This is a genomic window from Nitrosomonas oligotropha, assembly GCF_009833085.1.
GTDB classification, from domain to species: Bacteria; Pseudomonadota; Gammaproteobacteria; order Burkholderiales; family Nitrosomonadaceae; genus Nitrosomonas; species Nitrosomonas oligotropha.
This window is the reverse complement of record NZ_QRBZ01000002.1, coordinates 104,245-130,474: the sequence shown is the minus strand read 5'-3', so window position 1 is coordinate 130,474 and position 26,230 is coordinate 104,245. Positions and strand designations below refer to the sequence as shown.

The 26,230-nt window shown below is 50.4% G+C and carries 24 protein-coding genes; 14 read left to right on the top strand and 10 right to left on the bottom strand.

Going from position 1 to position 26,230, the window contains the following annotated elements:
* Positions 1-6 precede the first annotated feature (6 nt).
* The gene (locus ABD07_RS00940) at positions 7-303 is read left to right on the top strand and encodes an accessory factor UbiK family protein (protein WP_160816718.1); all 297 of its coding nucleotides are present in this window, start codon (positions 7-9) and stop codon (positions 301-303) included.
* Between the two features lie 78 nt (positions 304-381).
* The gene (locus ABD07_RS00935) at positions 382-1,893 is read left to right on the top strand and encodes a YifB family Mg chelatase-like AAA ATPase (RefSeq protein WP_160816717.1); all 1,512 of its coding nucleotides are present in this window, start codon (positions 382-384) and stop codon (positions 1,891-1,893) included.
* Positions 1,894-1,942: 49 nt separating this feature from the next.
* On the opposite strand, the gene ABD07_RS00930 is transcribed toward ABD07_RS00935, so the two are convergent.
* The 3 genes from ABD07_RS00930 to ABD07_RS00920 all read right to left on the bottom strand — a co-directional run bounded on the left by ABD07_RS00930 (position 1,943) and on the right by ABD07_RS00920 (position 4,187).
* Positions 1,943-2,821, bottom strand: coding sequence for a glutathione S-transferase N-terminal domain-containing protein (locus ABD07_RS00930; RefSeq protein ID WP_205010641.1), 879 nt, complete (start codon positions 2,819-2,821; stop codon positions 1,943-1,945).
* A gap of 49 nt (positions 2,822-2,870) precedes the next feature.
* Positions 2,871-3,293 carry a winged helix-turn-helix transcriptional regulator gene (locus ABD07_RS00925; protein WP_160816716.1) on the bottom strand — a complete coding sequence of 141 codons (423 nt, stop codon included), beginning with the start codon at positions 3,291-3,293 and terminating at the stop codon, positions 2,871-2,873.
* Between the two features lie 597 nt (positions 3,294-3,890).
* Positions 3,891-4,187, bottom strand: a complete 297-nt coding sequence (locus ABD07_RS00920) for a DUF1840 domain-containing protein (RefSeq protein WP_160816715.1) — start codon at positions 4,185-4,187, stop codon at positions 3,891-3,893.
* Between the two features lie 775 nt (positions 4,188-4,962).
* On the opposite strand from ABD07_RS00920, the gene ABD07_RS00915 reads away from it, so the two are divergent.
* The 7 genes from ABD07_RS00915 (at position 4,963) to ABD07_RS14870 (ending at position 10,757) form a co-directional block, all read left to right on the top strand.
* Entirely contained in the window at positions 4,963-6,228 is a 1,266-nt protein-coding gene (locus ABD07_RS00915) for an esterase/lipase family protein (protein ID WP_160816714.1), read from the top strand.
* Positions 6,229-6,508: 280 nt separating this feature from the next.
* Positions 6,509-6,802 carry a helix-turn-helix domain-containing protein gene (locus ABD07_RS00910; RefSeq protein WP_160816713.1) on the top strand — a complete coding sequence of 98 codons (294 nt, stop codon included), beginning with the start codon at positions 6,509-6,511 and terminating at the stop codon, positions 6,800-6,802.
* A 191-nt stretch (positions 6,803-6,993) separates the two neighbouring features.
* Positions 6,994-7,215 (top strand): ribbon-helix-helix protein, CopG family, encoded by a 222-nt coding sequence (locus tag ABD07_RS00905; protein ID WP_160816712.1) that lies wholly within the window; start codon positions 6,994-6,996, stop codon positions 7,213-7,215.
* Positions 7,193-7,447: a type II toxin-antitoxin system RelE family toxin gene (locus ABD07_RS00900; RefSeq protein WP_160816711.1), complete on the top strand. Its 255-nt coding sequence runs from the start codon at positions 7,193-7,195 to the stop codon at positions 7,445-7,447. Before ABD07_RS00905 ends, ABD07_RS00900 begins: the two co-directional genes overlap by 23 nt.
* Positions 7,448-7,692: 245 nt before the next feature.
* Complete coding sequence (locus tag ABD07_RS00895; RefSeq protein WP_160816710.1) at positions 7,693-9,288, top strand: sensor domain-containing protein; 1,596 nt, start codon at positions 7,693-7,695, stop codon at positions 9,286-9,288.
* Positions 9,289-9,320: 32 nt separating this feature from the next.
* Positions 9,321-9,782, top strand: a complete 462-nt coding sequence (locus ABD07_RS00890) for a BLUF domain-containing protein (RefSeq protein WP_108698320.1) — start codon at positions 9,321-9,323, stop codon at positions 9,780-9,782.
* 306 nt (positions 9,783-10,088) lie between these two features.
* A complete protein-coding gene (locus ABD07_RS14870; protein ID WP_240142354.1) occupies positions 10,089-10,757 on the top strand; it encodes an FxDxF family PEP-CTERM protein in 669 nt (222 codons plus the stop codon).
* A 110-nt stretch (positions 10,758-10,867) separates the two neighbouring features.
* Here the strand turns inward: ABD07_RS14870 and ABD07_RS00880 are convergent, their stop codons facing one another.
* From ABD07_RS00880 to ABD07_RS00860, 5 genes are all read right to left on the bottom strand, one after another.
* Positions 10,868-11,278 carry a hemerythrin domain-containing protein gene (locus ABD07_RS00880; protein ID WP_160816709.1) on the bottom strand — a complete coding sequence of 137 codons (411 nt, stop codon included), beginning with the start codon at positions 11,276-11,278 and terminating at the stop codon, positions 10,868-10,870.
* Between the two features lie 17 nt (positions 11,279-11,295).
* Positions 11,296-12,099, bottom strand: coding sequence for a formate/nitrite transporter family protein (locus tag ABD07_RS00875; protein ID WP_160816708.1), 804 nt, complete (start codon positions 12,097-12,099; stop codon positions 11,296-11,298).
* A 44-nt stretch (positions 12,100-12,143) separates the two neighbouring features.
* Positions 12,144-13,337: a radical SAM family heme chaperone HemW gene (gene hemW, locus ABD07_RS00870; RefSeq protein ID WP_160816707.1), complete on the bottom strand. Its 1,194-nt coding sequence runs from the start codon at positions 13,335-13,337 to the stop codon at positions 12,144-12,146.
* Positions 13,338-13,341: 4 nt separating this feature from the next.
* Positions 13,342-15,852 (bottom strand): ABC transporter permease, encoded by a 2,511-nt coding sequence (locus ABD07_RS00865; protein ID WP_160816706.1) that lies wholly within the window; start codon positions 15,850-15,852, stop codon positions 13,342-13,344.
* A gap of 61 nt (positions 15,853-15,913) precedes the next feature.
* A complete protein-coding gene (locus tag ABD07_RS00860; protein ID WP_160816705.1) occupies positions 15,914-16,600 on the bottom strand; it encodes an ABC transporter ATP-binding protein in 687 nt (228 codons plus the stop codon).
* Here ABD07_RS00860 and ABD07_RS00855 point away from each other — a divergent pair.
* Positions 16,599-17,246: an arylesterase gene (locus tag ABD07_RS00855; protein WP_160816704.1), complete on the top strand. Its 648-nt coding sequence runs from the start codon at positions 16,599-16,601 to the stop codon at positions 17,244-17,246. The two genes, ABD07_RS00860 and ABD07_RS00855, sit on opposite strands and share 2 nt — an antisense overlap.
* Positions 17,247-17,283: 37 nt before the next feature.
* Here the strand turns inward: ABD07_RS00855 and ABD07_RS00850 are convergent, their stop codons facing one another.
* The gene (locus tag ABD07_RS00850; protein WP_240142353.1) at positions 17,284-18,309 is read right to left on the bottom strand and encodes an RluA family pseudouridine synthase; all 1,026 of its coding nucleotides are present in this window, start codon (positions 18,307-18,309) and stop codon (positions 17,284-17,286) included.
* 377 nt (positions 18,310-18,686) lie between these two features.
* Here ABD07_RS00850 and ABD07_RS00845 point away from each other — a divergent pair, with 377 nt between their 5' ends.
* Entirely contained in the window at positions 18,687-21,227 is a 2,541-nt protein-coding gene (locus tag ABD07_RS00845; RefSeq protein WP_160816703.1) for an Rne/Rng family ribonuclease, read from the top strand.
* A gap of 31 nt (positions 21,228-21,258) precedes the next feature.
* Here ABD07_RS00845 and polA read toward each other — a convergent pair whose 3' ends face one another.
* Positions 21,259-24,000 (bottom strand): DNA polymerase I, encoded by a 2,742-nt coding sequence (polA, locus tag ABD07_RS00840; RefSeq protein ID WP_160816702.1) that lies wholly within the window; start codon positions 23,998-24,000, stop codon positions 21,259-21,261.
* 15 nt (positions 24,001-24,015) lie between these two features.
* On the opposite strand from polA, the gene ABD07_RS00835 reads away from it, so the two are divergent.
* The 3 genes from ABD07_RS00835 (at position 24,016) to ABD07_RS00825 (ending at position 26,226) form a co-directional block, all read left to right on the top strand.
* The gene (locus ABD07_RS00835) at positions 24,016-24,735 is read left to right on the top strand and encodes an LOG family protein (protein ID WP_108698330.1); all 720 of its coding nucleotides are present in this window, start codon (positions 24,016-24,018) and stop codon (positions 24,733-24,735) included.
* A gap of 9 nt (positions 24,736-24,744) precedes the next feature.
* On the top strand, positions 24,745-25,197 hold the full coding sequence (locus ABD07_RS00830) for a DUF2782 domain-containing protein (protein WP_240142352.1): 453 nt from the start codon (positions 24,745-24,747) through the stop codon (positions 25,195-25,197).
* Positions 25,198-25,275: 78 nt separating this feature from the next.
* Positions 25,276-26,226: a homoserine kinase gene (locus tag ABD07_RS00825; RefSeq protein ID WP_160816701.1), complete on the top strand. Its 951-nt coding sequence runs from the start codon at positions 25,276-25,278 to the stop codon at positions 26,224-26,226.
* The last annotated feature ends 4 nt before the right edge of the window (positions 26,227-26,230 follow it).

The following is a 26,230-nucleotide window of genomic DNA, read 5'->3' as shown; positions in this document are numbered from 1 at the left end:
ACATCAATGCTTAACAAAAATGTAATCGACGAAATCAATACCAAAGTCAGCGAAATATTGCAGAACAGCCCGGCCAAAGATATCGAAAAAAATATCCGCGTCCTGTTATCGGGCGCATTCTCACGGCTTGATCTCGTTACGCGCGATGAATTTGATATCCAGCAGGAAGTGTTGCAACGCACCCGGGAGAAATTAATCCTGCTCGAAGCCAGGGTCACTGAACTGGAAGCACGCTTTAATCAATCCACCCCCGCATCAGCGGAAAGAAATGTGACTTCGGATCAAATGCAAACCGAAGGGTAAGTCACACAGGTCATCATTCCTGGCTTCGTTCAGACCTGCTCCAGGCCGTACTTGCGCCGCTAGGATTGCGACACGCCTATGTCTCTCGCTGTTCTGTATAGCCGGGCGCTGGCAGGTATTCAAGCACCGTTGGTGACGGTGGAAACACACATCGCCAACGGTTTGCCCAGCTTCACCATCGTCGGACTCCCCGATACCGAAGTCAAAGAAAGTAAAGACCGCGTCCGCGCGGCACTGCAAAACGCGCAATTCAAAATCCCCGCGCAACGCATTACCGTGAATCTGGCGCCCGCCGATCTGCCCAAAGAAAGCGGGCGCTTCGATTTGCCCATCGCTTTGGGAATACTCGCGGCGACGGGGCAGATTCCCGGCGATAAGCTGGATCAATACGAATGGGCCGGAGAACTCGCGCTGACCGGCGAATTACGGCCAATCCACGGCGCGCTGGCGATGACCTACAACGCATCGCAATCCGGCCGGAGTTTTGTGTTACCGCAACAAAACGCCGCTGAAGCGGCGCTCGTCAACAATGCTACGATCTATGCCGCCAAGTCGCTGCTGCAAGTGTGCGCACACTTGAGCGGACACGAACCCTTGCCGGTGTATCAAAATGCGTTCGAAAATGACAGGGATTCCAGTAGCTCAGCTTATCCGGATCTGGACGAAGTCAAAGGACAAGTGCACGCCAAACGCGCGCTAGAAATCGCGGCCGCCGGTGGACACAGCCTGCTGATGATCGGCCCGCCGGGTACCGGAAAATCGATGCTGGCGGCGCGCTTCCCCGGTATTCTACCGCCCATGACCGAAGCGGAAGCGTTGGAATCCGCCGCAATACAATCATTGAGCCAGGGTAGCTTCAATACCGATAACTGGAAAAAACGCCCATTCCGCTCCCCGCACCACACCGCCTCCGGCATCGCACTCGTCGGCGGTGGCAGCCATCCGCGCCCCGGGGAAATTTCACTGGCGATGCACGGCGTACTATTCTTGGACGAGCTGGCCGAATTCGACCGCAAAGTATTGGAAGTCCTGCGCGAACCGCTCGAATCCGGAAAAATCACCATCTCCCGCGCCGCCCGGCAAGCCGAATTTCCAGCGCAATTTCAGTTAATTGCCGCGATGAACCCCTGCCCTTGCGGCTATTTAGGCCACCCCTCCGGCAAATGCCACTGTACCCCCGACCAGATCGCTCGCTACCGCGGCCGGATCTCCGGCCCATTACTCGACCGCATCGACATGCAAATCGAAGTACCCGCCGTGCCGCAGCAGGAATTAATGAAGCAACAAACAACGGGCGAGAAAAGCAGCACCATCCGCCAGCGTGTAGAAAAAGCGCATCAACTGCAGCTTGACCGGCAAGGGGAAACCAACAGCCGCTTAAGCGTTAAGGAAATTGATCGGCTCTGCGCACTCGATGACGCAAGCGAGAATCTGCTGAAACAAGCAATCAGCCGTTTAAACCTATCCGCGCGGGCGTATCACCGTATTCTCAAAGTCGCGCGAACGATTGCAGATTTGGCTGGGATCGAGAAAATCAGCAATCAGCATATTGCGGAAGCGATTCAGTATCGCCGGTTGGATAAGCAATAGCTTTCATGTTGCAGCGTCTTTTGGAACCCAATAGAAAATCTGATTTTAGTCAGACTGTATGCCCGAATACCTTTTCCAGAATTCCTCTATCGATATGCTTATCAAGATAAGCTTCACCGAATCCCCCGAAGAGCTCATTCTTAGTAACATCCAATTCTGATTCTTTAGCCATCAGTATTTCGCGTGTAGAAGCGCGCTCGCACATTGCATAGTAAAACTTCTGCAATATTGCATCGTCTCGAAATAAATGCATCTCAGGCATTTCGAACAACTCAGAAAACATTTGACTCAGTTCGAGCGTATAAAACAACTGGAAATCCGGTAGAAAAGGTTCATTGCCAAAAAGGAACGGTTCCATTTTCGAACCATTAACAAGCCGGGTTAACCACATTTTAGTCATTAAGACAGAACAAAGACTGTATGTATGCGCTTCTTTTTCGACGTTGAGTTTCCATGCTTTTGGGAAATACGCGCTGACAACAAACCAATTAAAAAATGGACCAGCGATCGAGAAAGCAATGTAGTCATTCTTAGCATCAATCTCTGCGCACAACAATGGATCGTCAATCGGATAAAACCTCCGCGCTTCGGGGTAGATTCTCGCGAGATAGCGGCAGATCGCTTGACTTTCCGAAATATTAACGCCGTTGATATCACTAAGAGTGGGAATTTTTCCCAGAGGATTTCGTTCTTTGTGTTCGGGGGTAAGTGTACTCCCCTGAAACGGCGACACTCGCTCATAGCGATAATTTAGCCCGGTTTCCGAGAGGAAATGTGCGACCTGACTCATATATGGTGAAAGCCAGAATCCGTAAAGGGTACGCTCGGCATTTGATTGATCTAGCATAGAAACTCCTTTTGCATTAAGTTTATTAAGTAGATGCCCTGTAGGGGGCATGTCATGCTGCACCCGTGGCAGTAATGCCACGGGCAGTCCAATAAAATTAAGTTTTTGAATATTTGATTTTTATTCTTACTCACTCCATTTCTTCACGCAGGGATTGGTGTATTTCCGCCATGAATTCCGCCCGATTCTGTTGAAATCGTTGAACCAGATCTTCGTGCGCATCGCTTTCAGGAACATATTTTGCGCCCCAACTTACCAGCTCTATAATCAGGGGAACCAGATCCAAGCATTTTTCAGTAGGCATATAAATAACCTTTCGTGCATTAGCCGGATCTTGGCGCCGCAAAATCATGTGGCATTCCTCCAGCCTTTTCAGGCGATCGGAAAGAATATTGGTGGCGATTTTTTCTGGGGAATTTTGAAAATCCCCAAAGTATCGTTTACGGAAGAAAATGAGGTCACGGACCACAAGCAGCGTCCATTTATCGCCGATTATGTCCAATGCGCAGCTGACTGGGCAGGAGGAACGGCCGATCTGATTTAGTTTTGTCATAACTTTGTGTTTGTCTACACTGTAGATTTACTTGCTCTTTGCAATTATTAAATTATACTTGCATTTTACAATCAATGCAGACAATAAAAAATATGGCTTGTACTCAATCGCAAGTAGCCTGGATAAGCTCGCGTCATCCAGGATCAACAAAGGCAATCCATAAGGCACATTAGCTGAATTTAATTTGCAAAATATATCAGCCGACACAAATGTGACATTCAATGAATTTCGTTGAAATAAAAACTCGAGAATTGCATTGCACACGTGCCGATGTGATCAGATAGGCTGTTGAATATTGCTTCAACGATTTTGCAGATATTTCCCGTGCCATAGAAGTTTTGCGCGATCCGGCTGATCCCATTCTAGATTGGGAAATCGCATCGAGAAAAAACTCGGTACGCTACTAATTGATAGCGAAGGTCTTGTTATTTTCAGTCAGAAAGTCACCGGATTGGATCGGTGATATAGAAAGCGCAAGGAAATATTTAGCCAATATCATTTTTATCCGGCGGGGAACAATAACGACATTACCCAAGTATTCATCGTGAATAAGATTGACGAAAATACTGATGAAGATCTTTCTCTTGATATAGAAAACTATTTCCACATCACGTTACACTCAGCCTCGGCTGCAGCAGTCAGTAAATCAATCAGCGGTAGCGCTCTATCGGCCATACTCACTACCGGTTCATCTTCGTTCTCTTTCTCAGCAGGCGGAGAAGCGTTATCTGCATTTATTGCGGCTTTTAATCGATCCAATGCCATAGGAACATCCGCGGCCAAAATAGCGCCGGGGACTGTTTTGCTGTGTCCCATCATTTTAAGCATAGCAAGCGCAACGTCGCCGAACATCGTTATGTCGGCATACGCATCGGTTGTAAATGTTACGAGCATATCATTCTCCTCGAGTGCATCAAAAGTTCGCAAGCCTTCGCATTCTTCGCTATCAATACCGCACCCGGCATAATTTCCGCTGAGCGATCATTCAATACCGGAACAAGAAAAACCAAGTCATCGGTTGAAAGTGTTTTTTGCAGAATTTTCTTTCCTGATTTACCGGACTAGTCGCAACCCCGCAACAGAAAGACGAAAAACAGAATGGGTAAGGGAATTCCTAGAAGCCACAATAGGATGTAACCCATTTTGCCTTCTTGCCGGTTTTTAAAAGCTGAAATATTCCGCGACGAACCGGCTCCTTTTGTGAGGCGGCTAAAATAACTGGTTTTAAGCATCGCGATCTCCTTTTAAACTTCAATCGAGTGGGTTAGTAGTAAATTAATTATCTCCTTGAAATATCATCGGTTCTGTACGGTGGCACACACACCCTATGTTTCGATATCTGGTGAAGCAGTGATATTCAGCTTACAGGCCGCCCCGGAATGTCAGCGCAGGATAGAAACGCGGTGATCAGTTTGTGTGCCGGTACTCTTTGACCGGCTGCAGTATCAAAACATTGCGGCGGCTGGAGCCGTTGCCGTCGGCATTCTCACAATCCGCTATTCACAACCCCGCATTTTATGTGCGCTTCCGTACCGACCGCGATTAGATTCATCATTATAGTATTCTCGAAGCTTTTGATGCGGCACCAGTCTCGTTTCGAGATCTGGTTATTCAGTATGGATAATTTCTCATCATTGGCCGCCTTGCTTCTTTACTTTGGAAAAATACTATGGATAACCAACAACGTAAAAACAACTCCTTGCTAGTGCACGTACTTGGATTGTTAATTCTCGTAACGTTTTGCAAAACCGCATCGGCTGATGATTCAGCAGTGAAAGCGGATACCGCAACACCGCCGGGTATAGTGTGCATGATGAACTGGGCGCAAACTTTCTATCCCAGCCTGTTTTCGCCGCCGGTATCAGGCGTGCAATTCGCGTCACCCTACATCTATCGTTATTACCCCGGCACCAATGCGTATGTAGGCGTTTCCTCTACAGATAATCATGTCTACTATCAGGGACCAAGCGATGCCACGCCGCGGGATATGGGAGATTTATCCCTTTTACTAAAAGAATCAGGGTGTGGAGAAAAGCCGTACCCTATTATCTTTGTTCATGGTATCGCTTCCTCTGCGGACACATGGGCAACTTATAGGGAATATCTCATCAACAACGCTGGTTGGACATTTGGCGGGATCCCTGCTTTTAACCCAGCCGCCAAAACTGTTACTATCAGCTGCCCAGCGGATTCTATGGGCTGTACAGGAAGCGCCGGTAACTTCTACACAGCAAATTTCTCTGACAATCAGGAATTACCCCTTGATGTTCAGGGAGGAGAATTAGCTGTAATCATTCAAGCGGTTTTAGACGCAAACCCCGGAGCCACAAAAGTCCTTTTGATTGGCCATAGCACAGGTGGTCTTGCTGCTAGAGAATATCTGCAGGGATTGGCTCGCGTGTTCGATTCATCAACGGCAATTCCGTACCGGGATGATGTTGCGAGACTCATTACGATAGGAACTCCACATCAAGGGAGTTTCTGGGCCGAGACATGTCACGTTAACTTCGATATTTTCGACATTTTCGATAAAGTCGGCATTTGCGATCTTCTACCTTACCATATCGACTCAAACAGTGTTTCAATCAGAGATTTACAGCCCAGCAGTTCAGCTTTGGATGTGCTGAATGACTTGACTACGCATCCCCTTCCAGCGAATGTATCCTACGTTTCAATCATTGGAACGGGACAGCCTACCTTGACCGGCTTAGTGGATTTCAAAGAGGGAGATGGAATCGTAACCGATACTTCCCAGAATCTTATAGCGGTAACCGGGGAACTTCCTCTTGAACTGAAGTCAGCCAAAATTGACATTCCATTCCGGGAATGTGGCAACAAAATCAAGGTGCCTGTCATCGGGAGCGTAGGTCAGACACATACCTGCGAAACAACCGATATTGATGTAGGGGCAGAAATTTTGAGAAATTTACAATAGATAGCAATGCAATAGATGGTGAGTTTATGGAGCAATGTCACCTGAATTGCCGATAATCCATACAACTCACCAAAGCGTTATTTAAACGTGCCCTGCAAAAAAAGCCAAATCCCGGTTACGATGGTGAAAGCCGTAAGACCCTGAAAGGCCAATCCGGTGAATTGCCACCGGAATCCCTCGGAACCGTGAAGGCAGCTCCGAATCACCAATCATTCCGAAGCATCAAACCCGCTGGGCGGACTTTGATGTCAGGATCCTCCCGCGGCATCTCAGTGTCATCATGGTGCGTGCAATCCAAGATACTCTCAAACATCCGGCTATGAGTTTGGCCGATATCGTCGGCGATCTGATCGAAGATTATGAAACACTACATTTGCGCTCACCCGATACAACCGACATCGATACGCTCAAATTCCTCATGCAACAACAGCATGGGCTTAAACAAAACGATTTAACAGAAATCGACAGCCAAGATGTCGTCTCGGAAATTCTATCCGGCAAGCGAGAACTCAACATCCGCCAGATCCGGACATTGAGCAAGCAATTCGGAGTATCGTCAGCGACTTTTGTTTGACGGTTTTGGCTTGGCGCATCGGTTTTATTGATCATGAACCAGTAGCCTGGATAAGCTTGCGTCATCCAGGATCAACAATGGCAATCCACAAGGCACATTAACCGAATTTAATTTGCAAAATGTATAAGCTTACGCTAATGTGACATTCAGTGAATTTCGTTGACATTAAAAATTAAAATTGGAACCCTGAAATGAGCCAAATATCAGCAAGACTACCGGATGAATTGATTGCTGCTCTGGATGAAGCTGCTACAAAATTGCATCGCACGCGTGCCGATGTAATCAGACAGGCTGTTGAATATTACCTGGACGATTTTGAAGATATTTCCCGTGCCATAGAAGTTTTGCGCGATCCGGCTGATCCAGTATTAGATTGGGAAACCGCAAAGCATGAGTTACTCCGTCAGCATTAAGCAAAGCGCGCTGAAGTCATTAAGAAACATAGCCTATGAAGATCGGCTCCGCATTATCGAAGCGATTGATCAACTTAAAATAAACCCGGCTGCTGGTGGCGTGCTCAAAGGAGAATATTCAGGACTGCGCCGCATTCGCATCGGTTCGTATCGCGTTGTATACGAAGTGCATGATGCACAATTGACGGTGTTAGTTATTCGCATCGGCCATCGCCGCGAAGTTTACCGGTAAATTCGCGCCAGGTTCAGGTCACTCATCAATAATAGTGTTCAGTACATTCTTGATTCTAGACCTACCCCTTTTCGCCTTTCAGGGTCAATTCAATAAGCACAAGCACATAGTGCAGCAGAGATTCTTCATGTAAATCACATCATCATTCGCCATCCCGGTTTGGAATTGGAATGATTTATAATTCCCTGAATCATTCAGCCATTGGGGAGCTCAAGATTAACAATCGTCAATCACAGCATAGTGCAATGGATTTTACGGCTATCGATTCGCCTTGCGGATTCGCTTGGGTGGATACGGCAGGAAAAATCATTTCCGCCAATCCGGCTTTTCTGAATCTACTTGCCCTGCCAGCGGATGTTGCGAATAAAACATTGTTTGATTTGATCGCACCGCTCAATGCATCGGCAGCCGGTTTACTCCGGCAAGCCGTTGCCGGGCAGCATACGGAAACGATCAAACTGGTTTCCGCCGTCGATAACAAAACGCTTCATGTGCATGTCATCGCGTGCAATCAGGAACAGCGGTTGATCATGGTTGAGAATCTGTCTTCCGGCAATTTTTCTCAATCCGGAATCAACCATCAGGCACAGAATCATAGCGCTGTGCCATTGGCCAGTCGCGGCATGCTCAATGAATGCATCGCACATTGGAAGCCGGATGAATCCGGCGCTGCTTCGCTGGCCATGATCATGATCGGCCTGGATCGCTTCAAGCGGATCAATGAAACGCTGGGGCACGATGCCGGTGATCAATTATTGAAATTTGCCGCGCAGCGGTTGTTACGCATCGTTCGCTCGGATGATCTCGTGGCGCATTTTGCAGGCGATCAATTCGTCGTGCTGCAAATCAATCAAAATCAACCCGTCGCTGCTATCGCAATGGCGGAACGCATCATCGAGCTGCTCAAGCGCCCTTTTTTGATCAATGGTCAACAAGCCAATATCAGCGCCAGCATCGGACTGGCGATTTTGCATCAAGATACCGAATCAAGCGACGATCTGATCAAGCATGCCGAATTGGCGCTGCATGATGCCAAGCACAACGCGCGCGGGAGCTACCGCTTGTATGAGCAATCGCTGCAAAAGAATGCGGGTGAACAGTATGATCTTGAGGTTGGCTTGCGGCGCGCGCTTTTTTTGCAGGAATTTACGTTATTTTATCAAGCGCAAGTCCGCATGCAGGATAGAAAAATAGTGGGCTTTGAAGCACTGATCCGTTGGGAAAAACCGGGTGCCGGAATCATATCGCCGGTCCGTTTTATTCCACTGGCGGAGGAAACCGGGGAAATTCACGAAATCGGCAAGTGGGTGCTGCAAACGGCTTGCCGGGAAGCAACGGCCTGGCCGGAAGACATCAAGATCGCCGTCAATGTCTCTCCCGTGCAGTTTGAAAGCGGCAACCTGAAGCAAATCGTTCAAGCGGCGCTTTCAGCCAGCGGCCTCACGCCGCAGCGCCTGGAACTGGAAATCACCGAGGGCTTGCTGATCAAAAATGTAACCAACGCATTGGAACAACTCAGGGAAATACAGGCGTTGGGCGTATCCGTCGCGATGGATGATTTTGGCACAGGATATTCTTCTCTCAATTATTTGAGCAGTTTTCCGTTTTCAAAAATCAAAATCGATCAATCGTTTGTTCACCGTATGCAAATTGACAAGTCACGCACCCTGATTAAAGCGGTAATCACGCTCGGTAACGCGCTGGGGATAAAAACCCTGGCCGAAGGCGTTGAAACAGAAGAGCAGTTCGATTATCTGGCACGTAATGGTTGCATGGAAATTCAAGGCTATTTAATCAGCAAACCGGTCCCGGCTGAACAAATTCAAGCGCTCATATCATAGTTTACGATGACCATCGCAGTGAGGAAGCAACCATGACGCAAAATTTATACCGGCTCATTTATTTAAGCCGCAATACGATTCTTGGCAGCAACGAAAATGTTCATCAGGAAATCGAGCAGATACTGGCCATTTCCCGGCAACGGAATGCGGCATCCGGCATTACCGGCGCGCTCATGTTCAACCGCGAATGCTTTGCTCAGGTGCTCGAAGGCGTGCACGATCAGATTCAGGAAACTTTTGAGCGCATTCAGTGCGATCCGCGCCATGGCGACGTGGTAGTTCTTGATTTCGAGCCGGTAGACACGCGCCGCTTCTCACGCTGGTCGATGGGCTACATCGGCTACGATACCCTGGCCAGCAAGGAATTCACGCAAATCCAGCTGGCGACGGGATTCGATGTGAAGCAACTCAGCGGGGAGCGCATATACGATCTGTTGCACGTGCATTTATACGCGGCTGAAAAAACCGGCAGCGATCTGGAGAAAATTGCTTAACCCGGACCAAACCGCTAATTCATCGCTGTAAAGTAAACTTTCATCCCGGCGGGAAATCCTCTCGTCAACCCAATCAACCTTGCGTACCACACAATTTCCGGTGACCGCGAATACCTATTCCAACAACCAATTTGCCAAATTACACGCATCGTGTACCCCGTAACCAGGGCAATCGTCCTAAAAAATTAAGGAACATCTGACTACAGCATTAAACCGCCTTACCGGTTAGCATATCGCCTTAGTGTTGAATATATCGTTGGTAACGATTGGATTTATTTTTACTTACTCAGGCATAAGGTGAACATCATGAAACGCATCATACAACTCGCAGCCGGATCTCTCATTACAACTTTGTTCTCTGCATCCGCATTTGCGGTAACCGTATCCTGGACGGATTGGACCACCTCAACCGATTCGTTTTCGGCATCCGGCGATCTGTTGGTTGGATCAACCACGGTCGGTGTCGGTTACTCCGCTACCGGTGCGCATTCTTTCGTAACAACCGGCGCAGGAACGAATTTTTGGACAGGAACAGCGTATACCAACGGCACCGTCGATAACGCGCCGCCCGCTTCCGACATCGTTGCACTTAGCACAGGCGGTACCGTCACGATCAAATTTTCACAAACCGTCGTGGATCCATACATCGGATTGGTCAGCTGGAATGGCAACACCGTGGATTTTGGCGTGCCTATCGTAATCGACAGCTTCGGTCCTGGATACTGGGGTTCCGGCACACCCATTCTGAACGGAACAAGCACAGGATTCTTCGGTTCCGGTGAAGTTCACGGCGTGATCAGATTGCCAGGTTCTTTTGATTCCATCACGTTTACCCATGTTTCCGAAGGCTGGCATGGATTTACAGTTGGTGTCGCCGGTATTGCACCGGTTCCCGAACCCGAAACTTATGCCATGCTGTTAGCCGGTCTCGGATTGTTGGGTTTCGCAGCACGCCGCAAAAAAGCAAACGCATAATCGCATTTCACTGCATTGCTAACAAATCCCGCTCGCGTAGCGGGATTTGTTTTTCTAGCCGGATGAAATTCCGGAAAATTCGCGCTTGTCTCCGCTTGACTTGATATGCGCTAGGTCGATTCCGTAGCTGCGGAATCGATGCTCGGGTGCGATTGCAATTGCGGAAAAAGCACACGCTCCTCATAGCGCACATGCACAGCCAATAATTCACCGAACCGCTGCACCCGCGCAGGCAAATCCAGTGCACAAGGCCCGCAAGCCAGACTGCGCAATTCCGCATGCTCGGCCAGGATTCGATCGGCGGATGCAGCATCCACTGCATCCGCCGCCAAACGCAACAATTGTTCTTCTCGCGCAAAATGTTCACACAATACGGTTCGCCAATGTGCTTCGATGCGTTTCATCATCGCCGGGAAAGCGGCACTATCGCCGCTCCCCGCTGCTTGACGGATAGCGCGCGCCAACACCAGCGACGAATGATGTTCACGGGATAATGAAAGTAAAGCGCCGGTTCGGGGCATAGTAAAAATCCAAATAATCAAGACTGATTAGCCGATTTGCCATAACTCCAATACAACATAAATCCGGTAAATAGCATCCCGCCAAACAAATTTCCCGCAATCACCGGCAATCCGTTCCACAGCCACCAATCCGCGATGGTGATATCCGCACCCAGCCACATACCGGCGGGGATCACGAACATATTGACGATGGCGTGTTCGTAACCCAAACCGAAGAACGTCATGATCGGCAGCCACATCGCGGCGATTTTGCCGATGGTGTTGGTCGAGGTGAAGGCCATGACAGCGCCCAACGTCACCATCCAGTTGCAGAGCATTGCGCTGGTAAACGCAGCGATCGTGCCGTCGAAGCCCAGTTTGGCGTATTCGAGCGTCTTGGTCTCGGCGATGGTGATGGTACGGTGCAATGCCGGGATGGTGGCCGGATCGATAGAACCCATTTTGGTCGCTACAATGCAGTATAAATACGCGTAGGTGACGCTGCCGATCAGATTGCCGGTCAGCACCCAAGTCCAGTTGACGAGCAGGCGGTTGAACGGCGCTCTGTTGTCTTTAACGGCAATCGGGATCAGCGCGAAATTACCGGTGGCGAGTTCCAGACCGAGCAGCACGATCATGACAAAACCCATCGGGAACACCAGAGCACCAGCGATGCCCCAACCGGTTTGCGTCGCCGCCAGAATCGCCAGCGTGGTGGCATAACCCAGGAAAGCACCGGACAAAAAACCACGCAACAACAGCTGGCTGACCGGCAGGTTGGCTTTTTTCGCCCCCGCTTGCAGCATGTTTTCGACGATTTCTTCCGGTTTTACATACGCCATGACGCCTCCTCCAATGACAAATTCGAGGTTGCGATTTTAGCGTATTATCCGGCGGAATTTTTTCCCGGCAGAAAGATTTGCAGCAGATCGTTGAGGAATCGTCTGCCCAGAATGGTCGGCTTGATGCGCAGATGATCGTACACCAGCAAACCGCGCTGTTCGGCTTCATCCAGCTGTTGCCGCACGGCGCTGAGCGGCAAGCCGGTACGCTCCTGGAATAATGCCGTATCAAACCCGCCGGTAAGCCGCAGCGCGTTCATCATGAATTCAAAGCCACGGTCTTCCGCAGTCACTTCCTGGTGTGTGTGAATCAACGATTCACCGGATTGTGCTTTGGCCAGATATTCTTTCGGCTGCTTGTAACGCATTTGGCGCACGATCTTATCGGCGAAACTGATTTTGCTGTGCGCACCCGCGCCAATCCCCAGATAATCGCCGAACTGCCAGTAATTCATGTTATGGCGCGACTCCTTGCCTGCGCGTGCAAACGCCGAGGTTTCGTAGTTGCGGTACTGCTGGCTTGCCGTAACCTGTTCAATCATTTCCTGCATCGCTGCCGCTTGTTCGTCATCGGGCAGTTCCGGCGGAAAGCGGTGAAACAGCGTATTCGGCTCCAACGTCAGATGATAAGCGGAAATATGCGTGACCCCCGCAGCGCATGCCGTTTCGATATCGTTTTGCGCTTCCGGCAAGGTTTGCCCGGGTAGCGCATACATCAGATCGAGATTGATATTGTCAAAATTCTGCAACGCAATTTCGACGGCGCGATGCGCCTCTTGATCGTCATGCACCCGCCCCAAGGCTTTCAGATGCTGCGGATTAAAGCTTTGGATACCGATCGACAAACGGTTGATGCCTGTCGCACGAAATTCGGCGAATTTCTGTGCTTCAAACGTACCGGGATTGGCTTCCAGCGTGACTTCGGCGAAATGTTCCAACGGCAGCAGTGTGCGTACCGCCGTCAAGATGGTATCGATCGAACGGGCGCTGAACAGGCTTGGCGTACCGCCGCCGAAAAATACGCTGCTCAGACGCCGCCCCCACACATCGGCCAGGGCGAATTCAAGATCGCGCAGCAGTGCCGCCACATATTCATCTTCGGGTGTTTGATTGTCCTGTCCGCGAATTTCGTGTGAATTGAAATCGCAATAAGGACATTTCTTCAGACACCAGGGAATGTGGATATACAAACTCAGTGGCGGCAGCGCTTTAAGTTTTGGAGCTGGCAAACCGGTCATCGATTTATCCGATCTTACGTAACGTCAACAATGGCGGACTCGATAGCGCCGAGCGCGTGCCCAGCAAACCGGCGATCAACACACCAATCACGCCGATGGACACACCCACCGCCCAGATCCACGGATTAAACGTGTAATTGAGATGCAGCACATGCTTGCCGATCACATACCCTAGCGCGCTGGCGCCCGCCGATGCGAATAATCCGGATAGTCCGCCCAGGATCACAAACTCCGCGGCCCAGGCGCGCGACAATTGCTCACGCCGCGCGCCCAATGCCCGAAAAATAGCCGCTTCGTAGATGCGCTCATCCTGCGTTGCGGCTATCGCGGCGTACAGTACGGCAAAACCAGCCAGCAGCGTAAATAAAAACACAAATTCGATCGCTTGCGAAACCTGCTGGATCATCTGCTGCACTTGACCGATCACCGTCGCCACATCGACCACCAAAATATTCGGAAATGCCTTAACCAATTCATGAACACGATGAATTTCCGTTGGCGGCACATAGAAACTGGTAATGTAACTGGCCGGGTAATTTTCCAGCAAACCGGGAGGCACAACGACAAAAAAGTTGACGCGGAAAGTATCCCAATCGATTTTCCGCATGCTGGTGATTTTGGCGGAAAAATGACTGCCTGCAATATCGTAGGTCAGCTCATCGCCCAGTTTGACGCGAATGGTTTTGGCGATACCTTCTTCGATCGACAATTCCGCTTTCTGTGTACCGTGATCCCACCAGGCGCCCTGCACTACTTCGTTATCCGCTCCCAATTCATCGGCCCAGGTTAAATTGAATTCGCGCCGGACATGCCTCTCCGCATGCAAATCATCGGCATAATCCTCCGCGGATACTTCCTTGCCGTTAATTTTGATCAAACGGCCGCGAACCATCGGATACATCCGTGGCGGTTCCAGCTCATGCTGCTGAAAAAATTCCTGCAACGGTTGCAGTTGATCCGCCTGGATATTCACCAGAAAATGATTCGGCGCATCCGGCGGCAAGCTGGTGTGCCAATCATCGATCAGGTCATCCTGGATCAAAGTCAGCACCAATAAAGCCATCAAGCCCAAACCCAGCGCCACTGCCTGCAAAACACTGGAAACCGCGCGGCGGCGGATACTGGCCAGGCCATAGCGCCAAGCGCCGCCTGCTTGATGCCGCAATCCTGCCAGCACACGGATCAGCAGCCAGCCGAGACCGCCGAAAATGGCGATGGCTGAAATGAATCCGGTTACGATATAGAGCCCCAGCTTCAGATCCTGGGCTTTCCAAATAAACAGCAGGGATAAAGCCGCCAATCCCAGTAAATAGCCCGCAATGCTATGCGCATTGGACAATCCGATATCCCGGCGCAGCACACGCAATGCCGGAACACTGCGTAAATTGAGCACGGGCGGCAAGGCAAACCCGAGCAGCAACACCAGCCCCACCAGCAGACCTTGCACCGCCGGCAGCCAATTTGGCCACGGTAATTCGGTTTCCACGAGGCCGGTCAGCCAATGCGTCAAAATTTGCTGCGCGGCAAAACCGAGCAAACAGCCAATGCTGCTGGCGATCACCCCCAGCGCAACGAAATAATAGACATACATATAAAACAGCTGGCGCTGGCTGGCCCCCAGGCTGCGCATCACGGCACAGCCGTCCAGATGGCGTTGGGTAAAACGGCGCACGGCCAAGGCGATTGCAGCGGCGGCCAGCACCACGCTGGCCAGTGCTGCCAGGCTGAGAAATTTTTCCGAACGCTCCAGCGCGGCTTTAATTTCCGGACGCGCATCGCGGATACCTTCCATTCTTTGCGCTTTGGTCAGTTGAGGTTTTGCCCAATCACGGAATTGCTGCACCGCATGCGGTTCGCCCGCGATCAGCAATTGATAGGAGACACGGCTGCCTTCTTGTATCAAACCGGTTTTTTCCAGATCGGCCGCGTTAATGATGGCGCGCGGCCCCATGTTGATGAATCCCACCGAATGATCCGGTTCGCGCACCACCATCTCGGTGACCGTCAATTGAGTAACACCGACATCGACCACATCGCCGATCTTAAGATCCAACCGGGTCATGGCTTTTTCATCGACCCAGATGGCGCCCGGCTGCGGAATTCCATCGGCTGCGCGGATTTCCGCTTCCGTAGCGGAGGCTTGCGATGACTGATTGGCCAAATGCACATGTCCGCGTAACGGATAGCCTTCCGTAACCGACTTAATCTCAGTTAGCAGATTGCTATCCCCATTGGAGATCATGCTGGCAAGTTTGGTCAGCGATGAAACGGATAAACCGAGCCGCTGAGCTTCATCGGCGTATTGCTCGGGGAGCGGCTGGCTCGAAATAACCAGCAAATCCGCGCCCAGTAATTGATTGCTTTCACGCGCCAGGGCCGATTCCACCCGGTCGGCAAAAAAGCCGACCGTGGCAATGCCACTGACGGCGATGATCAGAGCCAGCAGCAAAACGTTGAGCTCACCCGCGCGCCAATCGCGGAGTAGCATGCGTAAAGACAGCTTAAAATGATTCATGAAAATAAGGACCTTGGTGAAGAAATAGAGAATAAATAGCCGCGCTGCTCCGTTTTTGCAACTACCGCACCAATCGCCCGTCCGCCAAGCGGATCTGGCGCGCGCAACGGCGCGACAAGGATTCATCATGCGTGACCAGCACCAGGGTCGTGCCATGCTCGCGATTGAGTTCAAACATCAAGTCGATGATTTGCACACCGGTAGCCGAATCGAGATTGCCGGTAGGTTCATCTGCCAATAACAACTTGGGATCGGTTGCAAACGCACGCGCAATCGCAACACGTTGCTGTTCGCCGCCGGATAACTGTTTGGGATAATGATGCAGGCGCTGACCCAATCCGACACGCTCCAGTAATCTTCGCGCGGTGGCTTCCGCATTGCCGCTGGCGGCAAGTTCCAGCGGCAGCATGACGTTTTCCATCGCGGTCAACGCAGGCAACAGCTGGAATGATTGAAACACAAAGCCAAGAATCCTGCCGCGCAATGCCGCCCGGCTATCTTCATCCAACGAAAAAATATCCACGGCATCCAGATGAACTTTCCCGGAAGTCGGCAAATCCAATCCAGCCAGAAGCCCTAATAAAGTCGATTTACCGGAACCGGATGAGCCTATAATTGCAACCGCTTCACCAGGATTTACTTGCAGTTCGATATCCTGCAAGATAGTCAATTGCTGATCGCCGGTATTCACTTGTTTGGTGAGCGCCTGCGTCCAAAGAATGGGTTGATTAACACGATTATCTGACATGAAAAAAAATTTCCTGATTATTCTGATTCTTGTTTTTACTTTCGCCGCTCCCGCTATTGCGTCCAGCAAAACAGTGTTGGTTTTTGGCGATAGTCTGTCCGCCAATTACGGCATAGCGAGAGAAGCCGGCTGGGTTGCATTGCTTACGCAACGGTTACAATCCGAATTTGCCGATTATCAAATCGTCAACGCCAGTATCAGCGGTGAAACCACGCTGGGTGGCCGTAACCGGATTCAACAGACCCTTGAGAAACATCACCCTGAGATCATTATCCTTGAGCTCGGCGCAAACGATGGATTACGCGGCGCGGCGATTAAATCCATCTATAACAATCTGGCGGCGATCATTGAAGCATGTCAACAGCGCAACACTTTGGTCTTACTGGCTGGAATGCAACTGCCGCCCAATTATGGCATGACATATACACAAAAGTTCCAGGCTATTTTTCCGCAACTCGCCGAAAATTATCAAGTCAAGTTAGTACCATTTCTATTAGCCGGTTTTGGCGATAAACACGAATATTTTCAGGCCGATGGCATACACCCGAACGAAGTTGCGCAGAAAAAGATTGTAGAAAATATTTGGGAAGTTTTATACACCATGTTTAAAACTAAACGAGTTGCCACTACCCCGGCGGGAAACTAGCCGCGCAATTGCAATTATAGCACTTAGCCACATTCAATTAAGATTCGCGCGCGTGCAACGCTTGCGCATGCTCCAGACCTTCGATAAATCTCTGCAAATCCATCGACAGCGGCGATTGCAACTGCATGCGCACGCCTGAAACCGGGTGTGTGATACGCAGCGTGTGCGCGTGCAGAAACATGCGCACCAGCTTATTCCGCCCGCTGGCTTTAGCCAGTTGCTTGTTCATTTCAAAATCGCCGTACTTATCGTCACCGGCGATGGGAAACCCGAGATGCGACAAATGGACGCGAATTTGGTGTGTCCGCCCGGTTTTTATCTCCGCATCGAGCAAGCTGAAATTTTTCCAGGACTTTTGCAGTGTGAGTATTGTATGCGCCTGCATCGGCTTGCTGTCTTTGTGAGTTCCGCTGGCGACCATCACACGACGCTCACCGGTTATTGTTACATATTTGTCGAGCGCCAATTTGATATGCTGCTTGGCGTTTCGCCACTCCCCTTTGACCATCACCCGGTAATGCTTTTCCATCAAACCGTCACGAATCTGCCGGTGCAGATCAACCAGCGCGCTTCGTTTCTTGGCCAGCAAAAGCACGCCGGATGTCTCCCTATCCAAGCGGTGCGCCAGTTCGAGAAATTTCCAGGTTGGATGCTGCGCGCGCAATTGTTCGATGACACCGAAACTGATACCGCTGCCGCCGTGGACCGCCATGCCGCTCGGTTTATCGATCACCAGTAATGCATCATCTTCGTACAAAACGGTAAAGTTAAAAAGATTGACCGGTGCAATCGGCTTGACCACATTCTTTTCAGTAGTCTTGACCGGCGGAATCCGCACCATATCGCCCGATTGCAAGCGATAACTGGCATCTATCCGTTTTCCGTTTACACGCACCTGACCACTTCTTACCAATTGATAGATATGACTTTTCGGTACATTCCTAAAACGCTTGAATAAGAAATTATCAATCCGCTGATCGTTTTCTTCTTCTCCTATGCATTCTTTGACGATTGATATAGAGGATTGGGTATTCATTGCCACATGTGGGATTATTTCAGTCATTGATAAAAGAGATGCAGATTTCTGACAGATATTTAAAGATTTTACTTATTTCTTTTTAAAGTTGTTGCTGTAAAATTACCGGCTATACTCACTACCAGCAGTGTTAATAATAATATTGACATAAAACAAAGTTCTATTTGGAACTTTATGTAAAATCTGTTACCTTAAACGAGGACAATAAAACCTGCTAAGTAGAGCATGGGCGAGCTTTAATGATTTCGACACGAAAAGAATTTCACCAACAAAAATAAGATATTGAAATATAATAATAAAATAATTAAATCAAAGCCTCGTCATTACAACTACGCATACCAAAAAAATCTAACCGAAGAAATTGCGGATAGTGTATTTATAAATAGAACACGTAAGGCTTGTAAATGAAACGAATGTTATTTAATGCGACCCAACCTGAAGAGTTGCGAGTTGCAATCGTCAATGGTCAGACACTGATCGACCTTGACATTGAATCAATCAGCAAGGAACAACGTAAAAGCAATATCTACAAAGCTGTCATCACACGAATAGAACCCAGTCTAGAAGCCGCATTTGTAGATTATGGCTGCGAACGTCACGGTTTTTTACCCTTCAAAGAAATAGCCTCCTCCTGCCTTGCCGAAAATGGCGCCGCCAATGGCCGCATTCAGGACCTATTGCAAGAAGGCCAGGAATTAATCGTACAAGTCGATAAGGATGAACGTGGCACAAAAGGCGCCGCGCTAACAACCTACATCTCGCTGGCTGGCCGCTATCTGGTTTTAATACCCAACAATCCCAATAGCGGGGGCGTATCACGCCGCATTACCGGCGAAGAGCGCAACGATTTACGCGAAGTGATTGCGCAACTCCAAGTGCCTGAGGGAATGAGCATTATTGCCAGAACTGCCGGAATCGGCCGCAGCACCGAAGAATTGCAATGGGATTTGAATTACCTGACACAGCTCTGGTATGCAATTGAAGAAGCGGCCAATCACCAGGATGGTGTTTTTCTGATCTATCAGGAAAGCAGCTTGGTTATTCGCGCGATCCGCGACTATTTCAGTCAGGAAATCGGTGAAATCTTAATCGACAGCCGCGATATCTATGAACAAGCCAGCCAGTTCATGGCGCATGTCATGCCCGCCAATGTCGACCGGTTGAAGTTTTATCACGACGATGTTCCGCTTTTTTCACGCTTTCAGATCGAACATCAGATAGAAACGGCCTATTCCAGGCAAGTTACGCTTCCTTCCGGCGGCGCAATTGTGATCGATCACACCGAGGCATTGGTATCCGTTGACGTCAACTCTGCACGTGCTATCCGTGGATTGGATATTGAACATACCGCTTTAAACACCAATCTCGAAGCCGCCGATGAAATCGCACGGCAATTGCGCTTGCGCGACTTGGGCGGACTGATCGTCATCGATTTTATCGACATGGATGTGCAGCGCAATCAGCGTGAAGTTGAAGCCAGATTGCACGAAGCGTTGCGGCAAGACCGTGCGCGCATTCAAGTTGGAAAAATATCGCGTTTCGGTCTGCTGGAGTTATCACGGCAACGACTGCGCCCTTCCCTGGGTGAAAGCAATTATATTCCGTGCACACGCTGCCAAGGCACCGGGTTTATCCGCGGAACCGATTCTTCGGCATTGCATGTGCTGAGAATCATCCAGGAAGAAGCCATGAAAGAAAACACCAGTGCACTGCACGTTCAGCTTCCGGTGGATGTGGCCACTTACCTTCTAAATGAGAAGCGAGCGGAAATTTATGATATTGAAGTACGACAGCGTATTAGTATCGTCCTCATACCCAATATCCATATTGAAACTCCCACTTACAATATCACCCGAATACGCCACGAAGACGGCAAAGCAAACGAATCCATAGCGAGTTATAAACTGGTCGAAAAAAATACCGAGGAAAACAACCTGGTCATTTCCGAGCAAAGAAACAAACCCACCCGCCCTCAAGCCGCTGTTCAAGGCATAACACCCGCTCAACCGGCGCCAATCCGCGAAGATAAATCACGCGATACCTCGCTGCTGGATAAATTTTTCAGCTGGTTTAAGCCCGCGCATAGTGAAGAAACAAGGGTTGATCTTGAAGAAAAGCCGGTTGATATGGATAAAACCAGACAACAGGAGCGCGGACGCTCGCGCGGACGCCGCGGACGCAACCGGAATGAGCGCAAAGACGCTTCCGCGCAAAAACCGGCGAAGCAAAGCGATGCGCCAGATTCAACCGGTGCGGCGCAGGATTTCAACAATCCGGAATCCGGACAATCATCTCAATATAATCCGGTAGCTGCGGAATCCCCAAGGAACAATCCGAGAAGAATCGTCCGGCCAGTTGCCGAGGGTTTTGAGGAAACTGCTGGGATTACCGATATTCCGGCTGTGGAAACCGAAAGCGCTGAAGATAACGGTACAAAAACCGATGAACGCAGACGAAGCCGCCGGCATCGTGGCAATAAGAACCGCGACCAAAACGGACAAGCGAGAAACGCTGCGGAAAACCGTGAAACTGCAGCGGATGAAGCACCGGGCGATGCTGTTCAACAGGATGAATATCCAATCAGCCCGCAACCGGCGATAGCGGCAGCGGTAGTAGTAACGGAAGCCATACCTGCTAGCGTAGACTCACCGCCTCCTGCTGCTAAAAAGCAATCCAGCAGAAGAGCGCCGGCGGCCGGTCCAACAGTGCAAAGCAGTACGATTTCAGCGGAATCTCCGCCGGTTACACCTCCAATAGCGGAAATCAGTGTCGTCAAGGAGCTTCCGGATTTGAGCAAAAGCGGTCTGATCATGATAGAAACACCGCCCGAAAAAGTCGAAATGGTGACTGAAGAAGTCATTGTTCCTAAAAGACCGCGCAGAAGGGTTAGAAAAGCCGCAACGCCACAAACCGAACCGCTAATGCAAGTTGAAACACGCGAATAAGCACCTGTAACAAGCAGCAGGCACAGTGAGTTTAATGTGCCTGCTCCCAATTATCCCCAACACCGACTTCGATCAGCAGCGGCACATCCAGCTGCAACACATTGCTCATACACTCCGGTAAAGTGTTTTTGACTAACGCCACTTCATCGTCCGGCACTTCCAGAACCAACTCATCGTGCACTTGCATGATTAATTTGCTGCGCAATTGCGCTTGATGCAGCCAGTTACGCACCGCGATCATCGCCAGCTTGATGATATCGGCGGCAGTACCTTGCATCGGCGCATTAATGGCAGCCCGCTCCGCGCCTTGGCGGCGGTTTCCATTGGCGTTATTGATTTCGGGTAACCATAACCGGCGTCCCAGCACGGTTTCCACATACCCGAGTTGCCGCGCTTTTTCCCGCGTTTGCCGCATATAACTTTCCACCCCTGGATAGCGGGCAAAATACCGCTCCATATACGCGCGCGCGGCACTGCGCTCAATGCCCAGTTGAGACGCCAAACCAAATTCCGACATGCCGTAGATCAAACCAAAATTAATCACCTTGGCGTAACGGCGTTGCTCCTGGTCGACTTGGTCCAGCGGAATCCCCAGGATTTCCGCAGCCGTTGCGCGATGAATATCTTCCCCGGCGGCGAATGCCTTGAGCAATCCTTCATCTTGGGAAATATGCGCCATGATGCGTAACTCGATTTGCGAATAATCCGCTGAAACAATTTTGTGACCTCGCGGTGCAATGAATGCCTCGCGGATTCTGCGGCCTTCGCTGGTGCGTACCGGGATATTCTGCAAATTCGGATCCGAGCTCGCCAGACGCCCGGTCACGGCAACCGCCTGCGCATAATTGGTATGCACCCGGCCAGTATTGCGATCCATCATCAATGGCAGTTTGTCGGTATAAGTCGACTTCAGTTTGGCCAGACCCCGATAATCGAGCAACAGTTTGGGTAATGGATAATCCAGCGCCAATTGTTGCAGCACATCTTCATCGGTGGAAGGCACGCCGGTGGGTGTTTTTTTGATAACCGGCAGTTTGAGTTGAGTGAACAAAATTTCCTGAATCTGCTTCGGCGAATTCAGATTGAAGGGTTGTCCTGCCAGCGTATGCGCTTGTTGTTCCAACGTTTGCAATTTTTCGCCCAGTTCGTGGCTCTGCTTTTGCAGCAGCTTATAATCCAGCAGCACACCATTACGCTCGATTTCAAACAACACATCCAGAACCGGCATCTCGATGTCGCGATAAATGTAATTTAGCCGTTCATCCTTTTGAATGCCGGGATACAGCGCTTGGTGCAAGCGCAGTGTGATATCCGCGTCTTCCGCGGCATACTGCGTGGCGATATCAAGCGCCACTTCGTCAAACCCGATGCGATTCACGCCTTTACCGGTCACATCGTCATAACTGATGGTTTTTACATCCAGATGACGCAACGCCAGACTATCCATATTGTGCGGCCGGTGCGATTCGAGCACGTACGATTGCAGCAACGTGTCATGCTCAATGCCATTCAACTGAATGCCATGATTGGCAAACACATGCTTATCGTATTTCAAGTTCTGCCCCAGCTTGGGTTTGGCCGGATTCTCGAGCCACGGCTTCAATCGATTCAATACCGTATCAAACGCAAGCTGTTGCGGGACACCGGCGTAGTTATGCGTCAGCGGAACATACGCTGCATGATGGCTTTCAATGCAAAACGAAATGCCCACCAGTTTTGCCTGCATCGGATTGAGGCTGGTCGTTTCACTATCGACCGACACCAAGGACGCTGTATCCAGCCGGGTCAGCCAGTCATCCAACTCGCTTTCGGTTAGAATCATTTGGTACGTGACGGGACGATCCAGTGCAGCAGGAGTGCTCCTGTCGCTCATCGCGTTACCCAGCGTTTCACCAGCGGCGGCCGATCCGGATTGGCTCTCTATCCTCTGCTGGCGCAACTCGCGCAACGACGATTTCATGTCGAGCTGCTCATACAGCTGGGCCAATCGCTCGGTATCCTGCGGCTGCGGCGCAAGATCGGTAATGCTCACAGGCAAATCGACATCGCATTTAATCGTGATTAACTGGCGCGAGGTATCGAACCAAGCCAGCGCCTGGCGTAAATTGTCACCAACCGAGCCTTTGATTTCACCGGCATGCGCAATGAGATTTTCCAGCGATCCGTACTGCGCCAGCCATTTGACCGCCGTCTTAGGACCCACTTTTTGCACACCGGGCACATTGTCGGACGTATCGCCGACCAGCATCAAATAATCCAGCATGCGATCCGGCGGCACGCCGAATTTAGCCTGCACGTTCGCTGCGTCGAGCACTTCATTGCTCATAGTGTTCACCAATGTCACCTGCGCATTCACCAGTTGCGCAATATCCTTATCTCCAGTCGAAATGATGCAGCGCATACCGGCAGCGGCGGCTTGTTTGGCCAACGTGCCGATGACATCGTCGGCTTCCACGCCATCAACGATCAGCATCGGCCATCCCATCGCGCGAATGCAGGCATGCAAGGGCTCGATCTGCGCCGCCAAATCCGGCGGCATCGGCGGCCGGTGCGCTTTATAGTCGGGATACAGTTCGTCGCGGAAAGTTTTACCTTTTGCATCAAACACGCACGCGCTATAATCGGCCTGGTAATCCTTGTGCAAGCGCCGCAACATATTGAGCACGCCATGAATTGCGCCGGTCGGTTCATTGTTATGATTACGTAAGTCTGGCAATGCATGAAAAGCGCGATACAAATACGATGAACCGTCAACCAGCAACAATGTTTTCATTGATAAGATTTTCCTATGAGCCTATACGATAAACCGGCCACGCATTTGTCTGTGGATAAACCCTGGTCAGCAAAAGAATCGTGGCGCCTGTTCGGCATTATGGCAGAGTTTGTCGAAGGAACAGAACGTCTTGATACCATCCAGCCTGCCGTGAGCATTTTCGGCAGTGCGCGCACCGACCCTAGCAGTCCGCACTACAAATTAGCCGAGCAGATTGCCAAACAACTTTCCGATGCCGGTTTTGCGGTCATTTCCGGCGGCGGCCCGGGTATCATGGAGGCCGCCAATAAAGGCGCTTATTACGGTAAATCGCCCAGTATCGGATTGAATATTCAGCTGCCGCACGAACAGCATCGCAACGCTTATCAGGACATCAGCCAGACTTTCCGGCATTTTTTCGCGCGCAAATATATGTTTGTCAAATTCGCCACGGCTTACGTTGTGCTGCCCGGCGGTTTCGGCACCCTGGATGAATTGATGGAAGCATTGACATTGGTGCAAACCGGCAAAACCCGCAAGATGCCGATCATTCTGGTGTATTCGCAATTCTGGCGCGGTTTGCTGGATTGGTTTCAGAACACTTTGATCACCGAAGGTTTTATATCGGCGGAGGACATGAATCTGATTCAGGTCATCGATGAACCGGATCAAATCGTCAATGCCATTTTTAAATATTATGAAAGCAGCGGATTTGAACCAACCGCCGCCGAGCGAGAAATTCAACTCAATCTTTAACGGTCAGCGATGATTTTAGGTAGAATACCCGTTAATCTCGACCCGCCGGTAACCAACATGATGTACCTGTATCCACTTATTTTTATCTTGGCGATCATTTCTGCATTGCCTGCCACGGCGCAATCCGATCAGCCGAAGCAGGCTAAAAAGCTTTCGCACCCGGATAATCTTATTCCATTGCCGGAACCTCCCGAATTACCCAAGGAATTGGCGGATCCTCCGCCGCTTCCGCCGGATATTCAGCCGGATCCCGAACTGGAAACGCAAGTAACCATCATCAAGCGCGGCGAAGACACCATTGAAGAGCATCGCGTCAACGGCGAATTGATGATGATCAAAGTGATTCCGCGCATCGGTCCGCCGTATTATCTGAAAAAGAATATCAGCCGGGGCGCTCATACGCACTCGGGTGAGGCAGGTATCGATGTCAGCCCGCCGATGTGGCAATTCTTGAAATTTTAACCCCGATAAAGAGCGAAAGCATGTAATCCGATGAAACCTTTCTGTTTCCACTTTTCCGCTTTTTTATTCTGCTAGCCCATGTCAGTTTTTACACCTGTTACCGATAGCCAGCTCACGGTCTGGTTACAAAATTATGCGTTGGGCCAGTTGGTCCAGTTGCAAGGCATTTTATCGGGTATCGAAAATACCAATTATTTCGTCACGACCACGCAAGGCAAATTTGTACTGACGTTGTTCGAGAAACTGACGCGCGACGAACTGCCGTATTATCTGAATCTGATGGCGCATTTATCCCGGCATGGCATTCCCTGCCCCGCGCCGGTTGCGATGCGGGATCAGCAATTGCTGGGTGAGCTCAACGGCAAACCGGCAACGATCGTAACCTGCCTGCCGGGACAATCGGTCATTCAGCCCGTCGCGGAACACTGCGCGGAAGTTGGCCGGATACTGGCTCGCATGCATGTAGCGGGCAGCTCGTATCCGGGACGAATGGGTAATCCGCGCGGGCTCCCTTGGTGGCAAGCCAGAGCGCCTGAAATTGCACCTTTTCTTTCCGCTGACGAGCAATCCCTGCTTGCGGCGGAATTGAATTTTCAACAATCGCAGCAAACCGGCGCGCTACCGGGCGGCGTTATTCACGCCGATTTGTTCCGCGACAATATTCTCTTTACCGGACACACCATCGGCGGCGTCATCGATTTTTATTTCGCCTGCAACGATGCGTACTTGTATGATCTGGCCATTACGGTCAACGACTGGTGCATGACCGAGAACAAAGTCCTGGATGAATCCTGCACGCTGGCGCTGATTAAAGCCTATCATGCCGTGCGTCCGCTCAACGCGGCCGAACACGATGCCTGGCCCGCCATGCTGCGTGCCGGTGCACTGCGTTTCTGGGTATCCCGTTTGTACGACTATCATTTACCGCGCCCGGGGGAATTGACACACGCCAAAGATCCGGCGCATTTCCGGGAAATATTAAAAAATCATGCACGCGATTCAGTAAAACTGCAGCAGCTCTGGATATAACGCG